Here is a 22,075-nt window from a genome sequence, read left to right as displayed (position 1 = left end):
GCCCTGGCGGCAGCCGTACCGGCGCGGGCTCGTCGTGCGCCAGGCCGCTCCGCGGTCATCGGGCTCCGCTGTCATGGCGCTCGCGCACCGCGATGCGGGCCAGCTTGGTCAGCATCATGCCGTTGCGGATGGCGACGACGTAGTCGATGGGCACGCCGTGCATCCGTGTCCCGGGGCCTCTGAGCGGGTGCCAGTCGAGGACGAAGAGGGTGTGCTCGCCCCACGGGGCCAGGCGCATGGCGATGCGCGCGGCACCGAACGGATCCGCCTTCGCTTCCAGCTCCAGCCGCTCCCGCGGCTCGCAGACGCGGACGACGCAGGTGTCGTCCAGGGTCAGGGGGCCTGCGCCGACCCGGACGCGCAGCCGGGCGCCCACGTCCGGCCAGTGCGGATCCACGGCGAGGACCGCTTGAGTCCCCGTCACCCATTCGCCGTAGCGGTAGCCGTCGCAGAGGAGTCGCCAGACGGTGGAGGGCGGGCTCAGGATGAGCCGGCGATTGCGGGCCATACGATCAGGTTATGCACCTTTATGCCCTGATGTGCACCTGTCGGTGCTCCTCGGTGATCCCGGGGTGCGGCGATGTCATCCCAGAGCGGCGAGGCGCTGCTGCGCCCGGGTGAGGGAGCGGCGGCAGCGGCCGAGTCCCTTCCAGGGGTCTCCGTGCGTGTCGAGGCGGTCGGGGAGGGTGCGCAGCGTCCATCGGCGGGGGCCGAGGCCGGGGTCGTCGAGTTCGTCCCAGTGCAGCGGGGTGGCGACCGGGGCGTGCGGGCGGGCCCGCACGGCATACGGGGCGACCGAGGTCTGGGCGTAGGCGTTGCGCTGGACGTCCAGGTAGAGCCGGCCGCGGCGCCTGTCCTTGCGGGTTTCGGTGGTCAGCCGGTCGCTGTGGCGTGCGGCCAGCAGCTCGGCGACGTCTGTGGCGAAGTGCCGTGCGGTGTCGAAGTCCGTCCGCCGGTCGAGCAGGACCAGCAGGTGCAGTCCGCGCGACCCGGTCGTCATCAGCGCGGGCCGCAGGCCGAGCTCGGTGAGCAGATCACCCAGCCGGTGCGCGGCCCACCGGACGGTCTCGAACTCCTCGGTGCCCTCCCCGGGCGGATCGAGGTCGAAGACCAGCCGGTCGGGGCAGTCCAGGCAGTCCGCCGGGCTGAGCCAGGGATGCGGTGTGAGGCACGCCTGGTTGGCCAGGTAGACGAGGCTGGCCGTGTCGTCGCAGACCGCCATGGTGAGGCTGCCGCCCTCCTTCGGCACCCGGACGGTACGGATCCAGTCGGGGAAGTAGGCGGGAACGTCCTTGTGGTAGAAGGACTTTCCGCCGTACCCGTCGGGATACCGCTCCATCACCACCGGGCGGTTCCTGAGATGGGTGAGCATCGGGCGGGCCACGGTCCGGTAGTAGTCGACCAGCTCGGCCTTGGTGATCCCGTCGCCGGGGAACATCTCCTTGTCCGGGTGGGACAACGGCACCGTTCTGCCGCCCACGCGCAGCTCGTCCCGCGTCTTCGCCTTGGCACTCATGGATCCGCCTCGTCCCGTCCACCGGGCCTGTCGTCCGCCGCTCCGAGTGCCCGCCCGGCCGGGACGCATGCCCTCGGCATCGGGGGAAGCGGGGGCGGGTACCCGGGGCGCGTGGCAGCGGGCCTCCGGTGCGACCCGGCGGCACGCCGGAACGGCGACGGGGATCGGTGACGGACGATGACGGTGAGGACCGGCGGGAGAACGGGCGGGAGCACGGCAGGCGGCGGCACGGAGCAGGCGCTGGTCCGCGCCCTGCTGGACCGGCAGAAGCGCACCTATGCCGCCGAGGCCGGTATCCGGCTGCGCGACACGCCGGCCCCGCTCTACCAGGCGCTGGTGCTGGCGGTCCTCCTCAGCGCCCGGATCCGGGGCGAGATCGCGGTGGCGGCGGCCCGAGCGCTGTTCGACGCGGGGCTGCGCGATCCGCGGGCGATGGCGAAGGCGTCCTGGCAGGAGCGCGTCGACGCGCTCGGCGCCGGCGGATACCGCCGCTACGACGAGCGGACCTCCACCCAGCTCGGCAAGGGGGCCGAACTGGTCCTCGAACGCTACGGCGGTGATCTGCGCCGGCTGCGCGAGGAGGCCGACCCGAAGAAGGCCCTGCTGGACATCCCCGGGATCGGGCCCACCGGTGCCGACATCTTCCTGCGGGAGGTGCAGGGCGTCTGGCCGGAGCTGGCGCCGTACCTCGACCGCAAGGCACTGGACGGGGCGCGACGGCTCGGTCTTCCGGCCTCTCCGGCGAAGCTGGGCGGGCTTGTCACCGGCGGTGACATGCCGCGCTTCGTGGACGGTCTGGTCCACGCGGCGCTCGACAAACCGCTGGCCGACGAGGTCCGCACCGCCGCAGGCGCGATCTGAACCGCCGCAGGCGCGGTCTGAACCGCCCGTAGTCTCCGCGGCACCCTCACGGCACGGCTCGGGCGCCGCCGGCGGGGCGCTCTCGGGGGAGGCGGGACGGCCCGGTGCTCCGTAGATTGGTTGAGGGGACTCCACCTGATGGGCAGGGGCGCGTCATGGCGAATCCAGCCGTCGACTACGCCGCGATCTTCGCGGCGACGCCGAGTCCCTGCCTCGTACTGGCACCGGACCTGGTGATCGCCGACGCCAACGACGCGTATCTGGCCGTGACAGGCCGTACGCACGACGATCTCGTGGGCAAGAGCCTCGCCGACGTCCTTCCGGACGACCCGGGTGATGCCCGGTACTACGGCGCCGGGAAACTGATGGCCTCGTTCGAGCGCGTCCTCAAGACCCGGTCGCAGGACATCATGCCGGTGCTGCGGTACGACGTCCTCCCCCTGGCCGGCGCCTCCGCCGCGCGCGAGGAGCGCTGGTGGAGCCCGATCAACATCCCGGTCCTGGGGCCGGACGGCACACCGGCCTGGATCCTGCACCGGCTGGAGAACGTGACCGCCGTCGTCCACCACCGGCTGCGCGGCCGGCCGCCCGGGCAGTCACCGCGGGACACGGAGGCGGCCGAGCTGTATGTGCGCTCGTTCGAGCTGCAACGGCTCAACGAGGAGCTGCGCGCGGCGCATGCCCGCGAACGCGAGGTCGCCCTGGCCCTTCAGGAGTCGATGCTGCAGGTCCCGGACCTCGCGCAGCACCCCGACATCGCCGTGCGCTACCTGCCGGCGACGAGCAGCCTCCATGTGTGCGGCGACTGGTACGACGTGGCGGACGTCTCCGCGGGCCGGTTCGCGGTGGCCGTCGGCGACGTCGTCGGCCACGGACTGAAGGCCGCCGTCGCCATGGGCATGCTCCGCAGCGCGCTGAGCGCGGCCATCCGCGCCTCGGACGGCCCCGCCCAGGCCCTGGAGGTGCTCAGCCTGTACGCCCGCTCCGTCGAGGGCGCCCTCGCGACCACCGCCGTCAAGGTCCTCATCGACAAGAACCTGCGGCTGATCGCGTACAGCAGTGCCGGGCACCCGCCGCCGATCCTGTGCCACGGCGACGGCACCCACGACCTGCTGGACAAGGCCACCGACCCGCCCCTCGGGGCCCGCGCCGAGCAGATCCCCCGCCCGCAGGTCAGCCTCACGTACACACCCGGCGACGTGCTGGTGCTGTACACCGACGGGCTGATCGAGCGGCGCGGCGAGGACATCTACACCGGCCTGGCCCGCCTGACCGGCATCGTCTCCCGGTCCGTCGCCCTCGAACACGAGCGGCTGGCCGACGAGATCCTGAGCCGCCTCGGCGTCATCGGCTCCGCGGAGGACGACATCGCCCTCGTCGTCATCCGGCTGTAGGCGGCCCCGGAGCTCGACGGGCGGGCGCGGCTCAACGGGTCGTACGGCCCCCTCGCGCCGTCCGGGTGGGGGTGATCGGTCCGGGCGTCGTCCTGCCGCCCGCCCCGCGGCCGACTCGCCCTTTCGGGGTCGGCGTGATCGGTCCGGGCGTCCTCCGGCCGCCCGCCCTGCGGCCGACTCGCGCCTTCGGGGTGGGCGTGACGGGCCCGGAGGACCGTCCGGCGCGGCCGGCCGGCGCACCGCGCCCCTTCCGCGCGGCGGACGCCGTGCGGCCGGTGCCGCGGGACCGGGTGAGCCAGGCGACGGCCGCGCCGGCGAGGGCGACGGGCCATTCCACCACGCCGGCCACCCCGAGCACTCCGGCCCCTACGTAGACCGCCAGTCGCCGGCGTCGGGGCGACATCGTCCCGAACCTGTCCAGTAGGTGCTGCGCCGCCTTGCCCGCCAGCGCGCCGCCGGGGACGATCCGCACCGCCGTGGCCGCCGTCCGCAGGGGCATGGTGCGGGCCGAGGGGGCCGGCTTCCGCTGCCTCATGTCCTCTCCTCACCTTTTCTCACGGTCTGTCGTGTTCCGCCTCCGAGTGCCCCCGATCGCCGCGGATCATCCGGCCGCCCCGCACTTCCCTCCCCCGGAGATCAGGCACCGGCCGGCTGCCACTCGAACATCAGGATGGTGGCGTCGTCCCGCAGGCGGTCGGTCTCCACGTCGAGGATCGAGTGGATCAGCCGCCGCAGGGTCTCGGCAGGCAGCTCTCCGGCGGCGGTGGCGCGGATGATGTAGTCGGTGAAGCGCTGGAGGCCGAAGAGTTCACCGCTGCGGGTGCGCGCCTCGGTGACGCCGTCGGTGTAGAGCAGCACCCGGTCACCGGGCCGCAGCGTCGTCTCGTGCGTGCCGCGCGGCCTGGCCGCGAGGAGGGACGGCAGTCCCAAGGGGGGATCCGGCTCCCGTTCCAGAGCGTCGACGATGAGCCGCTGGTCGCGGATCAGCAGGGGCGCGGGATGGCCGCAGTTGCTCCATCGCAGCACCCCCGAGGCGAAGTCCAGCTGGGCGAGGACGGCGGTGCAGAACTGGTCCGGCAGCCATGCGGTGAGCGCCTCGTCCACGGTGCGCACCAGCTCGGGCAGGTCGGCGCCGGTCCGGCGGGCGTTGCGGCAGGCCGCCAGCGAGACGGCGCTGGTCAGCCCGGAGGCCAGGTTGTGCCCCATGGAGTCGAGGACGGTGGCGTGCAGCGTCGTCTCCGTGAGCGCGTGGTCGAAGGCGTCGCCGCCCAGCTCGTAGGCGGGTTCGAGGACGGCCGTGGAGACGGCGCGGGTGTTGCCGATGGTCCGCGGCGGCAGGTAGGCGCGGAGCATCTCGGCGGGCAGCTGCATCGGCTCGGTGCGGGTGCGCCGGACGAAGGAGTCCTTGTACGTGCGCCGGGAGGTGACCATCATGGCGACGAGCGTGGCGAGTGCCCTGCCGCGCTCGAGCGAGGCGGCGGTGAGGGCGGACGCGTGCACCGCGAGGACACCCAGCCGTTCCGCACCGTCCAGCAAGGGGAACCAGGCGATCACCGCGCCGGTCTCGGACGGCTCCACCCTCAGGGACTGCGTGCGATAGGTCCAGCCCGCCAGCGATGCGTCGATGGGCAGCCCGGCGGCCACCTCGGTGAGCGGGACGAGGTGGCGCTGCTGGATGTCCGCGAGGTAGACCCGGGAATGTTCCAGCCCGAGCGCCTTGGTGCAGCGGTCGAGGGCGTCGACGAGGTCGACCGTCGCGTAGGCCGGGTCGGCCAGGAAATCCCGCAGCGGGTCGCCTCCGCTGTCCGGCATCGACATCGGTCTCGCCTCCCGTGCACCCCTCGCTTTCCCGCTGCCGGGCATCCGTCCGCCGGCCCGGCCCCCCGGGTACCCCGGCGCCGCGGAGGCCAACAGGGACGGTCCGGGCCGCCCGGACGGCGCTCGGACGGTCCGGTGAGGTGAGAGGGCCCGGGGCCGGGTACTCGGCCGGTGGGCGCGGTGCGGTGCACCGCCGGAGCGAGGAAGGGACACGCGAGACGGCCCGTGCCGGACGCCCGGCACGGGCCCGCAGCCACGCCGTGTCCGAGCGGCGCGCGGAGCACGCCATCCAGCGCAAGCTGGACAGCATCGCGGCGGCCCTGCTCGCACAGCACAAGGGCGAGCGGCCCGAGGCCCACGACGACCTGCGCAAGGCGATCCGCATGGAGGAGGAACTCCGAGCGGGCGCACGCAGGTGAACCCTGAGCGAGCACACGCGGTGAACTCCGGGCGGGCGCACGCGGTGCGGGACCCCTGGGGCGCAGTCCCAGGATCCCGCACCGTGCGTGGCACGTCAGTGCTTGAACATGTCCTTCATCTTCTCCTTGGCCTGGCGCGCGTCGCCCTTCGACTTCTCGGCCTGCCCCTCGGCCGTCAACCGCTCGTTGCCCACCGTGCGGCCGGCGGTCTCCTTGGCCTTGCCCTTGGCCTGCTCCATCTTGGCCTTGGCCTTCTGGTCCTTCGCCATGGTCGTTCACTCCTCACCGCGTAGGGCGTCGCTTTCCTCCCGGCCGAGTACCCCCGTGTCCCGGGACGACTCGCCCGTATCCCGGAGCAACGGGGCGGGCCGCCGACCAGGTCCGCGCGCCACCGGGCGGCGGCGGGCCGCCTGGGAGGGCGGTTTTCCCGCGGAGAGGCTGGAAACCCGGACCTCATGGTGCAATTCGGATACACGATGATGACGGAACAGGCCGGTCCGCGTGATCTGGTGACGCATGTCGTCCGGGCCGAGGAGGCGGGCTTCGACTTCTCGGTGACGTCCGACCACTACTTCCCCTGGCTCGACGAGCAGGGGCATGCGCCCTACGCCTGGAGCGTGCTGGGCGCGGCGGCGCAGGCCACCTCGCGGATCCCCCTGATGACCTACGTGACCTGCCCGACGATCCGCTACCACCCGGCGGTCGTCGCACAGAAGGCCGCGACGACGCAGCTGCTGTCGGAGGGCCGGTTCCGGCTGGGGCTCGGCTCCGGGGAGAACCTCAACGAGCATGTGGTGGGCGGCGGCTGGCCCGCCGCCGACGTGCGCCAGGAGATGCTGGCCGAGGCGATCGAGATCATCCGGGCGCTGTTCGACGGCGGTTACGTCAACCATCACGGCACGCACTTCGACGTGGAGTCAGCGAAGCTCTGGGACCTGCCCGACACCCCGCCGCCGATCGGCGTGGCGGTCTCCGGGCAGCCGTCCTGCGAGCTGGCGGGCCGGCTCGGCGATCTGATGATCGCCGTAGCGCCCGACGCGCACCTGGTCAGCGCCTTCGACGAGAACGGCGGCGCGGGCAAGCCGCGCGTGGGCCAGCTGCCGGTCTGCTACGACCCGGACCGGGCGACGGCCGTGCGGCGGGCGCATGAGCAGTTCCGCTGGTTCGGCGGCGGCTGGAAGGTCAACGCCGAACTGCCCGGGACCGCGGGCTTCGCCTCCGCCAGCGCGTACGTGCGCGAGGAGGACGTGGCGGCGTCGATCCCCTGCGGCGACGACCCGGAGGTGTTCGCCGAGGCCGTGCGCCCGTACATCGACGCGGGCTTCACCGAGGTCGCCCTCATCCAGATCGGCGGCGCCGCACAACTGCCCTACCTCGACTGGGCGGAGAAGACGCTGCTGCCCGTGCTGCGCGGGCTCTGAGCCCGCGGGCCGTTCACCGCACCGCGCATCGTGCGCGCGAGTGATCTTTTGTCATGGGCATGGACGTACACCCGTGCCTCTGCAACGCTTCAACAAGTCGACGCAAATAACTTACAGAGCGTCGCTTTCTACGATCATCCTCGCGCAACTTCCTGACAGCAGCACGGATTTCACTCACTCCTGCAGACGAGGAGCACGATGCGCAGCAAGCGATTCAGATGGCGCCCGCTCGCCTGGACACTGGCGGGCAGCCTCCTGGCGGTCGGCGTACCGGCCCTGCCCGCGCTGGCGGCCGACGGCCCCGGCCCGTCGGCCGGCACCGCGGCCGGCACCGCTGCCGCCGTCGCCGGCAGCATCCGCGGCCACGCGGCCGCGGCTCTGGACGACGGTGACCGTGACACCTACTGGCAGGGCCGCCGCGGCGCCTTCCCCTCCTGGGCGCAGATCGACCTCGGCGCCCGGACCCGGATCGATCGGGCGGTCCTCCGCCTGCCCGAGGGCTGGAAGAGCCGGACCCAGACCCTGTCGGTCCAGGGCAGCGACGACGGCAGGGCGTTCCGCACCCTCGTCACCTCGGCCACCTACACCTTCGCCCAGGACGAGGACAACACCGTCACCATCCGTTTCCCGGCGCTCCACACCCGCTATCTGCGCGTGGAGATCACCGGAAACAGCGTCGCCGACGCCGGTCAGCTGGCCGAGCTGGCGGCGCACCGGGCCACCGGAAGCAGCGCCGACCTGGCCCGCGGCAAGCGGCTGACCGCGAGCAGCTCCGCCACCGGGCACGCCGCCTCCGGTGCCGCCGACGCCGACCGGAACAGCTACTGGCGAAGCGGCACGAAGGACTCCGCGCCCTGGATCGAGGCGGACCTCGGCGCGGCCGTGCGCGTCGACAAGGTGGTGCTGAAGCTCCCGGCCGGCTCCGCCGCCCGGACACAGACCCTGACGGTGCAGGGCAGCACCGACGGCAGGCACCGCACCGACCTGGTCGCCGCCGCCGCGTACCGCTTCAGCCCCGGCAAGGGCAACCAGGCGACGATCAGCTTCGACACCACGACCACCCGGTATCTGCGCCTCGCGCTCACCGGTGACACGAAGAGGACCGGCGGCCGGCTCGCCGAGTTCGAGGTGTATGGCCCGGCGACCGGTGACACCACACCGCCCTCGGCCCCCCGGCACCTGAAGCTGACCCAGCCGGAGAGCGGCAAGGTCGCGCTCGCCTGGCAGCCCGCGCGCGACAACAAGAAGGTCACCGGCTACGACATCTACCTCGGCGGCACCCTGCGCACCAGCGTCGCGGGCGACGTGACCTCGTACACCGACACCCAGCCCCGGGGCGCCGCTCTCGCCTACCGCGTCACCGCCCGGGACGCGGCGGGCAACCAGTCGCCGGCCGGCAACACCGTGACGCGCGCGGCGGCCAAGGGCGACACCCAGCCCCCCACCCAGCCGTCCGGGCTCACCGCGGCCGCCGCCAAGTCCGGTGCCGTCGCGCTCAGCTGGCAGAAGTCGAGCGACGACAGGAAGGTCACCGGCTACGACGTCTACGCCGGCGGCAAGCTGCGCGGGAGCGTGCCCGGCACGGCCACCTCCTTCACCGACCGGCAGCCGGCCGGTGCCACCGTCACCTACCAGGTGCGGGCCGAGGACGCCGCGGGCAACACCTCGCCGCCGAGCGCCAGGGCGGTCAGCACCGGCGACGGCCTCCTCGCCAGCAACCTCGCGGTGGGCAAGCCGGTGGTGGAGTCCGGGCACGTGTACACGTATGTCGGCACCAATGCCGTGGACAACAACGTGGGCACCTACTGGGAGGGCGCGAGCGGCGCCTGGCCGAGCACGCTCACCGTCAAGCTCGGGGCCAACGCGGACATCTCACAGGTCGTCATCAAGCTGAACCCCGACCCGGTCTGGGGTGCGCGGACACAGAACATCCAGATCCTCGGGCGCGAGCAGAACGCGACCACGTACAGCAGCCTGGTGCCGGCCGCCGACTACGGCTTCAACCCGGCCACCGGCAACACCGTCACCATCCCGGTGACCGCGCGCACCGCCGACGTCCAGGTGCGCGTCAACAGCAACACCGGAGCGCCCGGCGGCCAGATCGGCGAGCTTCAGGTCATCGGTGACCCGGCGCCCAACCCCGACCTGACCGTCACCGGTCTCACCGCCTCCCCCGCCGCACCGGTGGAGACCGACACCGTCCGCCTCACCGCGCGGGTCGCCAACACCGGCACCGCCGCCTCCCCGGCCAGCGACGTCACCTTCTACCTGGGCACCACCAAGGTGGCCACCGCGAACGTCGGCGCCCTCGCCGCGGGCGCCGCCACCGATGTGACCGCCTCCATCGGCACCCGGGACGCGGGGTCGTACCAGCTCACCGCGAAGGTCGACGAAGCGGGCACGGTGATCGAGCAGAACGACACCAACAACTCCTTCACCGCCGCCTCCCCGCTGGTGGTCCGCCCGGTCGACAGCTCCGACCTGGTCGCCGCACCGGTCGGCTGGTCCCCGGACAACCCCGCGGCGGGCAGCAACGTGAACTTCACCGTCGCCCTGAAGAACCAGGGCACCATCGCCTCCGCCGGCGGCGCGCACCCCGTCACCCTGACCCTGCTCGACGGGAACGGCGGCACGGTCCGCACCCTGACCGGCACCTACAACGGCACCATCGCCGCCGGGGCCACCACCGGCCCGGTCGCGCTCGGCTCGTGGACCGCGGTGGGCGGCAAGTACACGGTCCGCACGGTGATCGCCGACGACGCCAACGAGCTGCCGGTCAAGCGCGCCAACAACACCAGCGGCAAACCGCTGTTCGTCGGCCGCGGCGCCAACCTGCCGTTCTCCACGTACGAGGCGGAGGACGGTGCGATCGGCGGCGGCGCCCGGATCGTCGGGCCCAACCGGACCATCGGCGACCTCGCGGGCGAGGCGTCCGGCCGCAAGGCCGTCACGCTCAACAGCACCGGCAGCTACGTCGAGTGGACCACCAAGGAGCCCACCAACACGCTGGTCACCCGGTTCTCCATCCCCGACTCCCCGAGCGGCGGCGGCACCGACGCCACCCTCGACGTCTACGTCAACGGCACCCTCGCCAAGGCGATCGACCTGACCTCGAAGTACGCGTGGCTGTACGGCGCGGAGGCGAGCCCGAGCGACTCGCCCGGCGCGGGTGCTCCGCGGCACATCTACGACGAGGCCCATCTGATGCTCGGCACGACGGTCCCGGCGGGTGCGAAGATCCGGCTGCAGAAGGACGCGGCCAACACCTCCCAGTACGCCATCGACTTCATCGACACCGAGCAGGTCGCCGCGGTCCCCAACCCCGACCCGGCCACCTATGTCACACCGGCCGGCTTCACCCACCAGGACGTGCAGAACGCCCTGGACAAGGTGCGGATGGACAGCACCGGCAAACTGGTCGGCGTCTACCTGCCGGCCGGCGACTACCAGACGACCGGCAAGTTCACCGTCTACCTCAAGCCCGTCAAGGTGATCGGCGCCGGGCCCTGGTACACCCGGTTCTCCTCCCCCGCCAACCAGAGCAACACGGACGTGGGCTTCCGGGTGACCGACACCGCGGGCGGCTCGACGTTCGCCGGCTTCTCCTACTTCGGCAACTACAGCTCCCGGATCGACGGCCCGGGCAAGGTGTTCGACGCGAACGGCATCACCAACCTGACGATCGACAACGTCTGGGCCGAGCACCAGGTCTGCCTGTACTGGGGAGCCAACACCGACAACGTCACGATCAAGAACAGCCGGATCCGCGACACCTTCGCCGACGGCGTCAACATGACGAACGGGTCGCAGAACAACCTCGTCCAGAACAACCAGGCCCGCTCCACCGGCGACGACAGCTTCGCGCTGTTCGCCGCCACCGACGGCTCCGGCGGCAACAACACCGGCAACGTCTACGAGAACCTGACATCGGTCCTGACCTGGCGCGCGGCCGGTCTCGCCGTCTACGGCGGCGAGAACAACGTGTTCCGCAACCTGTACATCGCGGACACGCTGGTCTACTCCGGTGTGACCATCAGCTCCCTCGACTTCGGCTACCCGATGAACGGCTTCGGCCCGGGCCAGACCAAGGTCGAGAACGCCTCACTGGTACGGGCGGGCGGTCACTTCTGGGGCAACCAGACCTTCGGCGCCATCTGGATGTTCTCGGCCTCGAAGGCGTACAAGGCGATCCGGGTGACCGACGTGGACATCGTCGATCCCACCTACAGCGGGATCATGTTCCAGACGAACTACGTGGGCGGCACGGCGCAGAACCCGGTCCAGGACACGGTCTTCACCGATGTGTCGATCACCGGTGCGCAGCGGAGCGGTGACGCCTTCGACGCCAAGTCCGGCTTCGGGATCTGGGCCAACGAACTGCCCGAACCGGGCCAGGGCCCGGCGGTCGGCTCGGCGACCTTCAACGGTCTCCGGCTGGAGAACAACGCCGTGGACATCCGCAACACCACGTCGACGTTCACGATCAACGTCCAGTAGACGTACGGCGGTTCGACCCGCACAAGGCGCCGCGCCCGGGACCCCGGGCGCGGCGTCGCCCTGCCGCGGGGCTCGCCCGGGACGGTCTTCGCGTGGCGGGCCTCCGGGTCGCTGTCCATGATGGAACGGAAGGGCGTCGAGGTGAGGAGAGGGCCATGCAGCTCGTCGTGGATCTCACGCGCTGCCAGGGCTATGCGCAGTGCGTGTTCCTCGCGCCGGACGTGTTCCGCCTCCATGGCGAGGAGGGGCTGCTGTACGCCACGTCCGTGCCCGACGATCAGCTGGAGCGCGTGCGCCAGGCCGCGGCGGCATGCCCGGTCCAGGCCATTCTCGCCGGTGAGGCGGTGCGTGCCGATGGCGGGTGAGCTGCGGGACGGCCGCATCGTCGTCGTGGGCGCGTCGCTCGCCGGCCTGCGGGCCGCCGAGACGCTGCGCGAGGAGGGTTTCACCGGCTCGCTGACCGTGGTGGGCGACGAGCCGTACGCACCGTACGACCGGCCTCCGCTGTCCAAGCAGGTGCTGCTCGGCGATGTGCCGGCCGATTCGACGGGGCTGCCGACGCGCCGGGACCCGGACGCCGAGTGGCGGCTCGGAGTGGCGGCCTGCGGCCTTGACCTGCTGGGGAAGCGGGTGCTGCTGGCCGACGGCGAGTCGCTGCCGTACGACCGGGTGCTGATCGCCACCGGAACCCGGGCGCGGCCCTGGCCCGCCCCGGCTCAGGCGGCCCTCGACGGGGTGCTCACCCTGCGTACCCGCGACGAGGGGGCGGAACTGGCCGAGCGGCTGTCCGCCGGGCCGCGGCGGGTCCTGGTGATCGGCGCCGGCTTCACCGGCTCGGAGATCGCCTCCGCCTGCCGGGAGCGCGGACTGGACGTCACGGTCGCCGAACGCGGGCCCGCGCCGCTGGTGGGCGCGCTGGGCGGGACCCTGTCGAAGCTCGCGGCCGTCATGCAGCGCAACCACGGTGTGGATCTGCGCTGCAACGCGACGGTGACGGCGCTGCTCGGGGACGGGGACGGCCGGTTCGTCGGCGCGGACCTGTCCGACGGCAGCCGGGTCGAGGCGGACGTGTGCGTCGTGGCGCTGGGGGCGGTGCGCAACGTGGAGTGGCTGGCGGAGTCGGGGCTCGCGGCGGGACCGCGCGGGATCGCCTGCGACGCCGGGTGCCGGGCCTTCAACATGTACGGCATCGTCACCGACGACGTCTACGTGGCCGGCGACGTCTCCCGGTTCCCGCACCCGCTCTTCGGGTACCAGATGCTCTCCCTCGAACACTGGGGCAACGCGGTCGCGCAGGCCGAGGTGGCGGCCCACAACATGATCAATCCGGGACCGCTGCAGCGCCCGCACCTCGCCGTCCCGACGTTCTGGTCGACCCAGTTCGGGCTGAACATCAAGTCGGTGGGCGTGCCCACCTACTCCGACCACGTCGTCATCGCCCAGGGCTCCCTGGAGGCGAGCCGGCTGGCGATGGTCTACGGCTACCGGGGGCGGGTCACCGCCGCGGTCACCGTCGACATGGCCAAGTCGCTCGACTACTACCGGCACCTGATCGAGACCGCGGCTCCGTTCCCGCCCCCGCCCGGCGCGGCGGACCGTGCGCTCATGGCCGACGTCCCGCTCCCGTCCGACGTGCCGGACGCGAAGGGGCTCTCCCACGAACCCGTCGTGGCGCTCACCGGTCATCTGCCCGATCGCCGGCTGATGGTGGTCCCGCCGACCTGACCCGCGTCCCGCCCGACCACGAGGAGCCGCGATGGCCTCGGACACCCTGCTGGCACGGATCACCGACTACGCGAACCGGCCCCACCCGTACCCGCTGTACGCCGAACTCCGCGAGGCCGGCCCGGTGGTCCGCCAGGAGGACGGCGGCTTCCTGGTCGGCGGCTACCACCACATCGCCGCCCTGCTCCACGACCCCCGGATGAGCGCCGACGAGCGGGCGCTGCGCAGCTGGTCGCCGTCCGGGGAGCACAGGGATCCGTCGTTCCTGCGGCTCGACGACCCCGAGCACCACCGGCAGCGCACCCTGGCCATGCGGCCGTTCGGACCCCCGCACAGCCCGGGCCGGGTCGACGCCATGCGCGGGGAGATCGCCCGGATCACCGAGGACCTCATGGCGTCCCTCCCGGCGGACCGGCCCGTCGACATCGTCGACGATGTCGCCTACCCGCTGCCCGTCACGGTGATCTGCCGGCTGCTCGGGGTGCCGCACGAGGACGAGCCGCTGTTCCGGAGCTGGTCGGACGCCCTGGTGGCCGCCGCCGACGTGCGACCGGACCAGGACACCGCCGAGCTGGACCGGGCGGGCGCGGAGGCGGGCGCCGCGCTGAAGGAGTATCTGCTGGACCTCGCCGGGCAGCGCCGCGGCCGGCCGACCGGCGACCTGCTCTCCGACTTCGTCAACGAGCCGGATCCGGCGCTGCGCCTGACCCCCGAGGAGCTGGGGGTGACCGCCACTCTGCTGCTCATCGCGGGACACGAGACCACGGTCAATCTGATCACCAACGGGGTGCTGACCCTGCTGCGCCATCCCGAGCAGGCGGAGCGGTTGCGCCGCGACCCCGCCCTGCTGCCGCGGGCGGTCGAGGAACTGCTGCGCTACGAGCCCCCGGTGCACATGCGCGAGCGGGCGCCCCTCGTCGACATCGAGGTCGCCGGCACCACGATCCCCCGGGGAGCGCCCGTGGTGCTGGTGCTGGCCTCGGGCAGCCGCGATCCCCGGCGGTTCCATGAACCGGACCGCTTCGACCCCGCCCGGTCGGACAACGAGCACCTGGGCTTCGGCAGCGGTGTCCACCTGTGCTACGGCGCACCGCTCGCCCGGATCGAGGCCGAGGCCGCGCTCGGCGCGCTGCTGCCCCGGCTGGTCACGGCCCACCTGGTGGAGGACCCCCCTCCCTACCGGCAGAACGCCATGCTGCGCGGACCGCGCCATCTCCCCGTGCGGTGGTGAGGGGGCGGGCTCGACGCGGAGTTGTCGCTGGGATGCGTCAGTTCAGCAGAGGCCTGGACTCCTTTTCTGCGGCGGAATGGGCTAGGCCGCGTCGCGCCACACCTTCACGTCCAGGGTGGCGTACGCCGAGCCGGACGCGCCGCGGAACGTCACCAGCCCGACGTGGCCCGTGCCGCTGATGACGCACATCTGCTGGCCGACGCCGAGGTCCTTGATCCAGATGTAGCTCTTGTAGCCGGTCGCCGCCTTGCACGCGTCCAGACCGCCCGGCCGGCCGGCGGGCAGCAGCGCGAGGGAGCTGCCGGAGTCGGTGCCGGGGGCGAGGAGCGCGCCCGAGGAGTAGACGGCGTAGGTCAGGTCCTCGTCGGAGGTGCCGCTGTCCGCCTTGGCCCGCACCGGGCTGTCCGCCAGATACAGGTCGTGGCTCTTGGTCATCCGGATCCCGGTGTACGTCACCCCGGCGGGCGCCTGCGGAGCCGCGGCGGGCTTGCTCGTCGCGGCGGCGGGCGGAGCCGAGGACGCGGTCCGGGTGGGTGTCGGAGGTCCAGAGGGGCTGGGCGGCGGCGCGGACTCGGTGGCCTTCGCCTTCCTGGAGGCCGGGGCGGCCTTCGAGCCGGACGCGGAGGGCGACGGCGCGGCGGACGTGGCCGACCGCGACGCGGCCGCCTGCTGGGCGCGGTCGTCGTCCTGGTCTCCGTCACGCGGAACCAGCAGGAGGGTGACGGCCGCGCCGCAGGCGACGAGGACGACGGCGGCGGCGGACAGCAGCCAGATCCGCCGTCTGCCGGCCTTGCCTGCCGTGCCGGCAGCGGCCACCGGGGCGGTCTGCGCCCCGGCCGGGTCGTAGGGCTGCGGGCCGCCGGCGGGGGCGTAGGGGCCTGGTGTGGTCCCGTGCCCCATGACGAAGGGCCCGGGCAGTACGGCAGGGGACGGCGCGGTGGCCGGGTAGGCGGCCGGGTAGGCAGCGGGCGGCCCGAACTCCCCCGCGACCGGCGGTGGTTGGTAGGCAGCCGGGGCGCCGGGCAGGTGGGGAGCGGCGGCGGTGCCGTAGGCGCCGGGAGCCCCGGACGCGCCCGGCGGCTGGGCCGCGCCCTGAGTCGCCGTGCCCGCCCGTGCCCGATCGGCGCCCGCGGCCCGTGCCTCGATCCCCGCGGCCAGTTCGCCCGGCAGCCACGCCCCGGACGTGAAGCGCGCCTCGTCACCGCGGTACGCCTGGACCGCCTGGACGGAGCGGATGATCTCCTCGACGGTGGGCCGCTCGGCGGGGGGCTTACGCAGACACCGTGCCACCAGCTCCTGTATCCCGGCCGGCACACCGCCGAGATCGGGCTCGGCGTGCACCACGCGGTACAGCACCGCGTGCGGGTCCCCGTCCCCGAACGCGGCGTGGCCCGTGGCCGCGAACACGGCGGTCTGCCCCAGCGCGAAGACGTCGGCGGCGGGGGCGGCCTCGGCGCCGAGGACCTGCTCCGGCGCCATGTAGGCGACCGTGCCGAGGGCCGTACCGCTCTGTGTCAGTGACGTGGAGTCCGCCGCGCGGGCCACCCCGAAGTCGATCACGCGCGGGCCGTCGGCGGCGAGCAGGACGTTGGACGGCTTGAGGTCCCGGTGCACGATGCCCTCGCGGTGCACCGCCTGCAGCGCCTCGGCCACACCGGCGATCAGCCGGAGCACGGTGTCGACGGGCAGCGGCCCGTGGTCGCGTACCGCGTCGGAGAGGGACGGCCCCGGCACATAGGCGGTCGCGCACCACGGCACGGCCCCCTCGGTGTCGCTGTCCACGACGGGAGCCGTGTAGATCCCGTGCACCCGGCTCGCGGCGGCCACTTCGGCCCGGAACCGCCTGCGGAACTCGGTGTTCTCGGCCAGTTCGGGCCGGATCACCTTGACCGCGACGGCCCGTCCGCCCGGGGTGTGCGAGAGATAGACCCGCCCCATGCCGCCGGACCCGAGCCGGGCCACCAACCGGTAGCCGCCCACCGTCCGCGGATCGCCCGCCTCCAGCGGCTCGAAACTGCCCGCGCCCGGCCCACCGTTGCTCAACACGCCGCACTCCACCCCGAGATCCGCTCCGCTTCGCGCCCTATTGCATCACGGGCCGCTTCCGGCCCCGACGGCGTGCCGGGCGGCGCCCGCCGGCCGTGGGTACGGGGTCAGACGCGGGCGCGCGGCTCGGCGGGTCCGAGGTGGTGCACCGCGGTCCGTGCGGCGTGCGGGGCGAGCAGGCCCCGCAGCTCGTGCGCCGCGGCCTCGAGGAGGTGGCCGTCGCGGGCGGCGTGGAGGGTCTCCAGGAGGAAGGCGACGTGGGCGGAGTCCTCGGTGACGCGGGTGCGGTGGGCGTCGCGGTGGTTCCAGTGGCGGGTCAGGACGCCGGCGGCGTCCGCGTAGACGATCTCGCCGGGCCCGGGGTGCTCGGTGGTGCCGGGCTCCCCGAGCGGTGTGAAGGTCTCGGTGCCGTCCGCGTGGCGGATGCAGACGTCACCGCTGACGTGGTCGAGGTCGAAGGCGCCGGCGGGGAGGCCGTACCGCACGGAGACGGTGTTGTACGCGTCGACGGCCGGATTGACGCGCGGCAGGGCGCCCTTCTTCGCGAGGCGGCGGCCGAGGGCGTCGACGCTGGGCCGGGCCCGGCGCGGGTTGGTGCCGAAGGAGCGGTAGGCGGTGTGCCACGCCTCGATGCGGGGGTCGGTCTCGCCGGCCGGCTCCCAGTCGCCGTCGGCGAGCCGCTGCTCAAGCTCCCGTACGGCGGCGTCGGTGGCGGGCCAGGGTTCCCGGCCGCGCAGGCCGGTGGCGGTGACGACGGCGACGCGGGTGTCCGGGAAGGCGTCCGCGACGGCGGGAGTGAGGTGGAAGACGGTCATGGACGGGTTCCGTTCTCGGCGTTCAGGGGCGTGGTTCGGGGCGACGGGTTCGGGGGGCGGGGCGCACCGGTCGGGGCCGCGTGCGCGGGCGGCCGGGGCGGGGCTCAGGTGAGGGCCAGCAGGCTGACCGCGACCGCGGCGGTGCCCAGGCCGATGAGCTGTCCGCGATGGACGCGCTCGGCGAGGACGCCGCGCGCGAGCAGGACGGTGCCGGCCGGGTAGAGGGCGGTGATCACGGCGACGACGGCGAGGTCGCCGCTGCGGGCGGCGAGCAGGAAGAGCAGGTTCGCCGCCGAGTCCAGCACCCCGGCGGCGGCCGAGATCGCGTACGCGGGCCGCTCGGGGCCGAGCCTGCGGAACATCAGGCCCGCCGCGGCCAGGGTGACGGCGGAGGAGACGGCCCGGCCGACGATCAGCGGGGCCACGCCGCTGTCGGCGGGCGCCTGGTGCAGGAAGACCAGCTGGAGGGCGATGGCCGCGCCCGCGCCGAAGGCCAGCAGCAGCGCCGTACGGGACGGGCGTGCCGACCCCGTGCCGCGCCCGCCGGCGCTGACCAGGACCACCGCCGCCAGGGCGAGCGGCAGCCCCGCGAGCCCGGCCGGGCCGAGGTGCTCGCCCTGCAGCAGTCCCACGCCGGCCGGCAGCATGGCGGACACCAGCGCGGTCACGGGCGAGAGCACGTTCATCGGGCCGATCGCCAGCGTGCGGTAGAGCAGGGCGAACGCGGCGGCCGAGGCGACCCCGGAGGCGGCGCCCCAGCCCAGGGCGCCGGAGCCGAACGAGGCGCCGAGGAACGGCCACAGCAGCAGCTCGACCGCGAGCGAGGCGGGGGCGGCGATCAGCACGGTGCGCAGGACATGGGCCTTGCGGGCACCGAGGCCGCCGAGGAAGTCGGCGCAGCCGTAGGCCAGGGAGCTGCCAAGGGCCAGCAGCAGAGCGATCACGGTACATCCCTTACTATTCATTGGAACGACTGAACCGTACAACGAACCGACCGAGTCGTGTCAACCGAACGACCGCACGGTGCATTCCAGTGATCCACTGGCGAGGAGGGTGATCAGATGGCCGAGACCGAGGCGGCGCTGCGGACGCTCGCGCACAACGTCCGGGCGGCCCGGACCCGCGCGGGCCTGTCCCTGGACGAACTCGGCCGGCGTGCCCAGGTCAGCAAGGGCGCCCTGGTGGGCCTGGAGAAGGCCCAGGGCAACCCGAATTTCGCCACCCTGGTCCGGCTGGCCGACACCCTCGGCGTCTCGGTCTCCGCCCTCCTCGAGGGCAGGACCGAGGAGCGGGTGCGCGTCGTGTCCGCCGGCGATCTGGAACCGCTGTGGACCGGCGCACGGGGCGGTGCGGCCCGGCTCATGCTGACGACCTCCGGACCGGCCCCGGTCGAGGTCTGGCGCTGGACACTGGAGCCGGGCGAGGAGTACCCGAGCCATCCCCACCAGGCCGGTGTGGTGGAGACCGTGAACGTCACCGCCGGGCGGATGACCCTGATCGTCGACGGCACCGAGCACACCGTCGAGGCCGGGCAGACCGCCGCCTTCGACGGCGACGCGCCGCACACCTACCGCGGTGCGGGCACCGGGACCTGCCATCTGATCATGACCGTCCACCTGCCGCCCGGCCCCGGCGCGACGCCCTGAGCGGCACGGCCGGGGCTCGGCCGTCCGCCCGGCTCGGCATCACAGCGAACACGCCGCCCCCGCATCGTGGTACGACTCCCTGGGGGTACGACTTGTGAGGCAGGACGGCCGACCAGCGGAGGCACGGGCACCATGGACCGGCGACAGCCCTTCCCCGACGACTCGCTGCACGCGGCGGCGGACGCGTTCGAGCGGCTGCGCCCCCGGCTGTTCGGCATCGCCTACCGCGTCCTCGGCAGCGTGTCCGAGGCCGAGGACGTGGTGCAGGACGTATGGGTGCGCTGGCAGGGCGCCGACCGGGCCACGGTGCTCGATCCCGGGGCGTTCCTCGCGAAGACCACCACACGTCTCGCGATCAACGTGGCGCAGTCGGCGCGGGTCCGCCGCGAGGCGTACGTGGGGCCGTGGCTGCCGGAGCCCGTGGACACGAGTGTGGACCCGCAGGTCGGCGCCGAGCGGGGCGAGGCGCTGGAACTCGCCGTACTGATGATCCTCCAGCGCCTCAATCCCGTGGAGCGGGCGGCGTACGTGCTGCGGGAGGCGTTCGACTACGCGTACGACGAGATCGCCGGCATGCTCCAGCTGACCCAGGCCAACACGCGGCAGATCGTCAGCCGGGCCCGCAAGCGGCTCGCCGCCGAGCGCCGCGCCCCCGTCGACACGGCCCAGCACCGGCGCCTGCTCGACGCCTTCGTCGCGGCGGCGCGGCACGGTGACGTCGCCGCGCTGGAGAACGTGCTGTCCGCCGATGTCGTCGCGTACGCGGACGGCAACGGGATGCGCGGCGTGGCGCGGCTGGCGGTCGTGGGCGCCCGGCGCGTGGCCATGATCAGCGCCTTCGCCCAGCGGTTCTTCCCCGGGGCCGAGTACACGGTGGTCGAGGCGAACGGCCGGCCCGGCGTGCTGCTCGCCGCCGACGGTGCCGCGGTGGCTCTGGTGAGCGTCACCGCGGCACCGGACGGCATCGACGGGCTCTACTGGGTGCTCGCACCCGACAAGCTCAGGGCGTACGAGCGGTCGGGGCGCAGGCCCACCGGCCGGGCGTAGCCGACGCGGGGCCCGCGCGGCACGGCCGGCGGGGCGGCGCTCGGCGGGTCAGTGCCGCTTGAGCCAGTCCTCGTAACGGGTGGTCGCGAGGTGCGCGGTGTCGTCGCCCACGAGCACGTCCGGCATGCCGGCGAAGAGTCCGGCGGCATCGTCGGTGACGACCTTGCGGCCGTCCGGCTTGACCGCCAGGGTGATCTCGCCGAGCCGGTCGAGGCCGTGCACCTCCGGGCCCGCGATGTTTCGGATGCCGTGCGACGGTTCCGCCCGGGCCGCGTCGGCGACGGCGGCGGCGACATCGGCGGAGGCCATCGGGCGCAGCCGCGTGGTCGGCAGGCGCACTTCCTCGCCCTCGGTGGTCATGTCCATCACCGGGGCGATGAACTCGTAGAACTGTGTGGCGCGCACGATGCTGTACGGGACGCCGCCGTCGCGCACGGCGTCCTCCTGGGCGACCTTGGCCCGGTAGTAGCCGTAGTCGGGCACCTGGTCGACCCCGACGATGGAGAGCGTGACGTGGTGGCGGACGCCCGCCTCCCGCTCGGCCTCGATCAGGTGCCGCGCCGAGCGGGTGAAGAAGTCCAGCGCCGGCTCGGCGTCGAAGGAGGGCGAGTTCGTCACGTCCACGACCACGTCCGCGCCCTTGAGCGCCTGCGCCAGGCCCTGGCCCGTGAACGCGTCGACGCCCGTGGACGGCGAGGCCGCCTGGACCTCGTGGCCGCTGTCCCGGAGGGATGCGACCACCTGCGAGCCGATGAGGCCCGTACCGCCGATGACCACGATCTTCATCACTGTCTCCTGTCTCCCTGTGCTGATTCGTTCGATGCGCCTGGTGCGCCTGGTGCGCTTGTCTCACTTGTCTGCGGATACCGGCGACACCTCGCCGGCCCCGGTGCGTGAGCCGCACACCAACGAGACAAGGCAGCGGCCGGGTCTGTGACAGCCGTCAGATGCTGAGCGTGATCGCGGCGGCGATTCCGCCGAGGCCGAGGGCGAAGGCGGCCTCTCGCCAGCCGCCCTTGCCCCAGGGGAAGAAGCGGTCGAGGGCCAGCCGGCCGGGACCGATGGCGGCGACGGCGAGGGCGACGACGGTGATGGCCACGCTGTACTCCACCCCGCCGTCCGTGTCCCACAGGCCGTGGGCACCGGTGACCGTGGCCATCGCGTTGATCAGTACGCCGATCAGGGCGGCGGCCGCGAGCGGCGTCAGCAGCCCGACGGCGAGGCCGAGGCCGCCGAGCAGTTCGGAGAGTCCGCAGATCGTGGCGAAGAGCTTTCCCGGGCTGTATCCCAGGGCCTCGAAGCCCTTGCCGGTGGCCGCCAGGCCGTCGCCGCCGAAGATTCCGAAGAGCTTCTGCGCGCCGTGCCCGGCCATGAAGAGACCGAAGGTCAGCCGGATGAGCAGCAGACCACAGTCGGCGGCGGTCGCCGTGGGCCGGGTCGTGGTGGGATGCGGTGCCGGTTCCGCGGGACCGGCGGAACTGCTGGGAGTGTGTTCGAAGACCATGGCAATACTCCGGTTGGAACGCCGGAACGGGCGTTTTCCCCAGCTCGGACAGGCACCGAGCAACCGGTGGCAGGTGGGCCCCGCGCGACACCGCGGAGCGCCCCCCTCACGATCCTTCCGTCGCGGGCGGCATCG

At 73.2% G+C, this 22,075-nt stretch carries 20 protein-coding genes; 10 read left to right on the top strand and 10 right to left on the bottom strand.

All coding sequences use genetic code 11. From position 1 onward, the window contains the following. Positions 1 to 55: 55 nt before the first annotated feature. Both ACF073_RS09040 and ligD read right to left on the bottom strand, forming a co-directional pair. A complete protein-coding gene (locus ACF073_RS09040) occupies positions 56 to 508 on the bottom strand; it encodes an SRPBCC family protein (RefSeq protein ID WP_392067878.1) in 453 nt (150 codons plus the stop codon). A gap of 75 nt (positions 509 to 583) precedes the next feature. Next, entirely contained in the window at positions 584 to 1,516 is a 933-nt protein-coding gene (gene ligD / locus ACF073_RS09035) for a non-homologous end-joining DNA ligase (protein WP_392067876.1), read from the bottom strand. 177 nt (positions 1,517 to 1,693) lie between these two features. Between ligD and ACF073_RS09030 the strand changes: the two genes are divergently transcribed. Further along, on the top strand, positions 1,694 to 2,377 hold the full coding sequence (locus tag ACF073_RS09030; protein ID WP_392067875.1) for an endonuclease: 684 nt from the start codon (positions 1,694 to 1,696) through the stop codon (positions 2,375 to 2,377). A 155-nt stretch (positions 2,378 to 2,532) separates the two neighbouring features. Next, on the top strand, positions 2,533 to 3,771 hold the full coding sequence (locus ACF073_RS09025) for a PP2C family protein-serine/threonine phosphatase (RefSeq protein WP_392067874.1): 1,239 nt from the start codon (positions 2,533 to 2,535) through the stop codon (positions 3,769 to 3,771). 31 nt (positions 3,772 to 3,802) lie between these two features. Here ACF073_RS09025 and ACF073_RS09020 read toward each other — a convergent pair whose 3' ends face one another. Further along, a complete protein-coding gene (locus ACF073_RS09020) occupies positions 3,803 to 4,306 on the bottom strand; it encodes a hypothetical protein (RefSeq protein WP_392067872.1) in 504 nt (167 codons plus the stop codon). A gap of 101 nt (positions 4,307 to 4,407) precedes the next feature. Further along, positions 4,408 to 5,589 (bottom strand): PP2C family protein-serine/threonine phosphatase, encoded by a 1,182-nt coding sequence (locus tag ACF073_RS09015; RefSeq protein ID WP_392067871.1) that lies wholly within the window; start codon positions 5,587 to 5,589, stop codon positions 4,408 to 4,410. 260 nt (positions 5,590 to 5,849) lie between these two features. Between ACF073_RS09015 and ACF073_RS09010 the strand changes: the two genes are divergently transcribed. Further along, positions 5,850 to 6,008 carry a hypothetical protein gene (locus tag ACF073_RS09010; protein WP_392067870.1) on the top strand — a complete coding sequence of 53 codons (159 nt, stop codon included), beginning with the start codon at positions 5,850 to 5,852 and terminating at the stop codon, positions 6,006 to 6,008. Between the two features lie 95 nt (positions 6,009 to 6,103). Here the strand turns inward: ACF073_RS09010 and ACF073_RS09005 are convergent, their stop codons facing one another. After that, positions 6,104 to 6,277: a CsbD family protein gene (locus tag ACF073_RS09005; protein WP_392067868.1), complete on the bottom strand. Its 174-nt coding sequence runs from the start codon at positions 6,275 to 6,277 to the stop codon at positions 6,104 to 6,106. Between the two features lie 186 nt (positions 6,278 to 6,463). Here ACF073_RS09005 and ACF073_RS09000 point away from each other — a divergent pair, with 186 nt between their 5' ends. The 5 genes from ACF073_RS09000 to ACF073_RS08980 all read left to right on the top strand — a co-directional run bounded on the left by ACF073_RS09000 (position 6,464) and on the right by ACF073_RS08980 (position 14,882). Next, complete coding sequence (locus ACF073_RS09000; protein WP_392067867.1) at positions 6,464 to 7,429, top strand: LLM class F420-dependent oxidoreductase; 966 nt, start codon at positions 6,464 to 6,466, stop codon at positions 7,427 to 7,429. A 198-nt stretch (positions 7,430 to 7,627) separates the two neighbouring features. After that, positions 7,628 to 11,926 carry a discoidin domain-containing protein gene (locus tag ACF073_RS08995; RefSeq protein ID WP_392067866.1) on the top strand — a complete coding sequence of 1,433 codons (4,299 nt, stop codon included), beginning with the start codon at positions 7,628 to 7,630 and terminating at the stop codon, positions 11,924 to 11,926. A gap of 155 nt (positions 11,927 to 12,081) precedes the next feature. Further along, positions 12,082 to 12,291 carry a ferredoxin gene (locus tag ACF073_RS08990; RefSeq protein WP_392067864.1) on the top strand — a complete coding sequence of 70 codons (210 nt, stop codon included), beginning with the start codon at positions 12,082 to 12,084 and terminating at the stop codon, positions 12,289 to 12,291. Continuing rightward, positions 12,281 to 13,651: an NAD(P)/FAD-dependent oxidoreductase gene (locus tag ACF073_RS08985; protein WP_392067863.1), complete on the top strand. Its 1,371-nt coding sequence runs from the start codon at positions 12,281 to 12,283 to the stop codon at positions 13,649 to 13,651. Before ACF073_RS08990 ends, ACF073_RS08985 begins: the two co-directional genes overlap by 11 nt. Before the next feature lie 31 nt (positions 13,652 to 13,682). Continuing rightward, positions 13,683 to 14,882, top strand: a complete 1,200-nt coding sequence (locus ACF073_RS08980; RefSeq protein ID WP_392067861.1) for a cytochrome P450 — start codon at positions 13,683 to 13,685, stop codon at positions 14,880 to 14,882. An 81-nt stretch (positions 14,883 to 14,963) separates the two neighbouring features. Here the strand turns inward: ACF073_RS08980 and ACF073_RS08975 are convergent, their stop codons facing one another. From ACF073_RS08975 to ACF073_RS08965, 3 genes are all read right to left on the bottom strand, one after another. After that, positions 14,964 to 16,928, bottom strand: a complete 1,965-nt coding sequence (locus ACF073_RS08975) for a protein kinase (RefSeq protein WP_392067860.1) — start codon at positions 16,926 to 16,928, stop codon at positions 14,964 to 14,966. Between the two features lie 107 nt (positions 16,929 to 17,035). Continuing rightward, complete coding sequence (locus tag ACF073_RS08970; RefSeq protein ID WP_392067858.1) at positions 17,036 to 17,743, bottom strand: B3/4 domain-containing protein; 708 nt, start codon at positions 17,741 to 17,743, stop codon at positions 17,036 to 17,038. A gap of 104 nt (positions 17,744 to 17,847) precedes the next feature. Then, entirely contained in the window at positions 17,848 to 18,687 is an 840-nt protein-coding gene (locus ACF073_RS08965) for an EamA family transporter (RefSeq protein ID WP_392067857.1), read from the bottom strand. 117 nt (positions 18,688 to 18,804) lie between these two features. Here ACF073_RS08965 and ACF073_RS08960 point away from each other — a divergent pair, with 117 nt between their 5' ends. Both ACF073_RS08960 and ACF073_RS08955 read left to right on the top strand, forming a co-directional pair. Further along, complete coding sequence (locus tag ACF073_RS08960; RefSeq protein ID WP_392067856.1) at positions 18,805 to 19,389, top strand: helix-turn-helix domain-containing protein; 585 nt, start codon at positions 18,805 to 18,807, stop codon at positions 19,387 to 19,389. Positions 19,390 to 19,521: 132 nt separating this feature from the next. After that, complete coding sequence (locus ACF073_RS08955; protein ID WP_392067854.1) at positions 19,522 to 20,436, top strand: RNA polymerase sigma-70 factor; 915 nt, start codon at positions 19,522 to 19,524, stop codon at positions 20,434 to 20,436. Between the two features lie 48 nt (positions 20,437 to 20,484). Here the strand turns inward: ACF073_RS08955 and ACF073_RS08950 are convergent, their stop codons facing one another. Then, positions 20,485 to 21,222: an SDR family oxidoreductase gene (locus tag ACF073_RS08950; protein WP_392067853.1), complete on the bottom strand. Its 738-nt coding sequence runs from the start codon at positions 21,220 to 21,222 to the stop codon at positions 20,485 to 20,487. 157 nt (positions 21,223 to 21,379) lie between these two features. Continuing rightward, the gene (locus ACF073_RS08945) at positions 21,380 to 21,940 is read right to left on the bottom strand and encodes a DoxX family protein (protein WP_392067851.1); all 561 of its coding nucleotides are present in this window, start codon (positions 21,938 to 21,940) and stop codon (positions 21,380 to 21,382) included. Positions 21,941 to 22,075 lie beyond the last annotated feature (135 nt).

The organism is Streptomyces sp. NPDC015171, assembly GCF_043079545.1.
In the GTDB taxonomy this organism is placed as follows: domain Bacteria; phylum Actinomycetota; class Actinomycetes; order Streptomycetales; family Streptomycetaceae; genus Streptomyces.
Note: the sequence above shows the minus strand (reverse complement) of the source record. Positions and strands in the feature narration are given on the sequence as shown.

Coding starts and splice junctions, on each gene's coding strand:
- ACF073_RS08990 (WP_392067864.1), top strand. CDS start 12,082: ATGCAGCTCGTCGTGGATCTCACGCGCTGCCAGGGCTATGCGCAGTGC.
- ACF073_RS09015 (WP_392067871.1), bottom strand. CDS start 5,589: ATGTCGATGCCGGACAGCGGAGGCGACCCGCTGCGGGATTTCCTGGCC.
- ACF073_RS08945 (WP_392067851.1), bottom strand. CDS start 21,940: ATGGTCTTCGAACACACTCCCAGCAGTTCCGCCGGTCCCGCGGAACCG.
- ACF073_RS08955 (WP_392067854.1), top strand. CDS start 19,522: ATGGACCGGCGACAGCCCTTCCCCGACGACTCGCTGCACGCGGCGGCG.
- ACF073_RS08985 (WP_392067863.1), top strand. CDS start 12,281: ATGGCGGGTGAGCTGCGGGACGGCCGCATCGTCGTCGTGGGCGCGTCG.
- ACF073_RS08995 (WP_392067866.1), top strand. CDS start 7,628: ATGCGCAGCAAGCGATTCAGATGGCGCCCGCTCGCCTGGACACTGGCG.
- ACF073_RS09030 (WP_392067875.1), top strand. CDS start 1,694: ATGACGGTGAGGACCGGCGGGAGAACGGGCGGGAGCACGGCAGGCGGC.
- ACF073_RS09000 (WP_392067867.1), top strand. CDS start 6,464: ATGGTGCAATTCGGATACACGATGATGACGGAACAGGCCGGTCCGCGT.
- ACF073_RS08950 (WP_392067853.1), bottom strand. CDS start 21,222: ATGAAGATCGTGGTCATCGGCGGTACGGGCCTCATCGGCTCGCAGGTG.
- ACF073_RS08980 (WP_392067861.1), top strand. CDS start 13,683: ATGGCCTCGGACACCCTGCTGGCACGGATCACCGACTACGCGAACCGG.
- ACF073_RS09025 (WP_392067874.1), top strand. CDS start 2,533: ATGGCGAATCCAGCCGTCGACTACGCCGCGATCTTCGCGGCGACGCCG.
- ACF073_RS09020 (WP_392067872.1), bottom strand. CDS start 4,306: ATGAGGCAGCGGAAGCCGGCCCCCTCGGCCCGCACCATGCCCCTGCGG.
- ACF073_RS09040 (WP_392067878.1), bottom strand. CDS start 508: ATGGCCCGCAATCGCCGGCTCATCCTGAGCCCGCCCTCCACCGTCTGG.
- ACF073_RS08960 (WP_392067856.1), top strand. CDS start 18,805: ATGGCCGAGACCGAGGCGGCGCTGCGGACGCTCGCGCACAACGTCCGG.
- ligD (WP_392067876.1), bottom strand. CDS start 1,516: ATGAGTGCCAAGGCGAAGACGCGGGACGAGCTGCGCGTGGGCGGCAGA.
- ACF073_RS08970 (WP_392067858.1), bottom strand. CDS start 17,743: ATGACCGTCTTCCACCTCACTCCCGCCGTCGCGGACGCCTTCCCGGAC.
- ACF073_RS09005 (WP_392067868.1), bottom strand. CDS start 6,277: ATGGCGAAGGACCAGAAGGCCAAGGCCAAGATGGAGCAGGCCAAGGGC.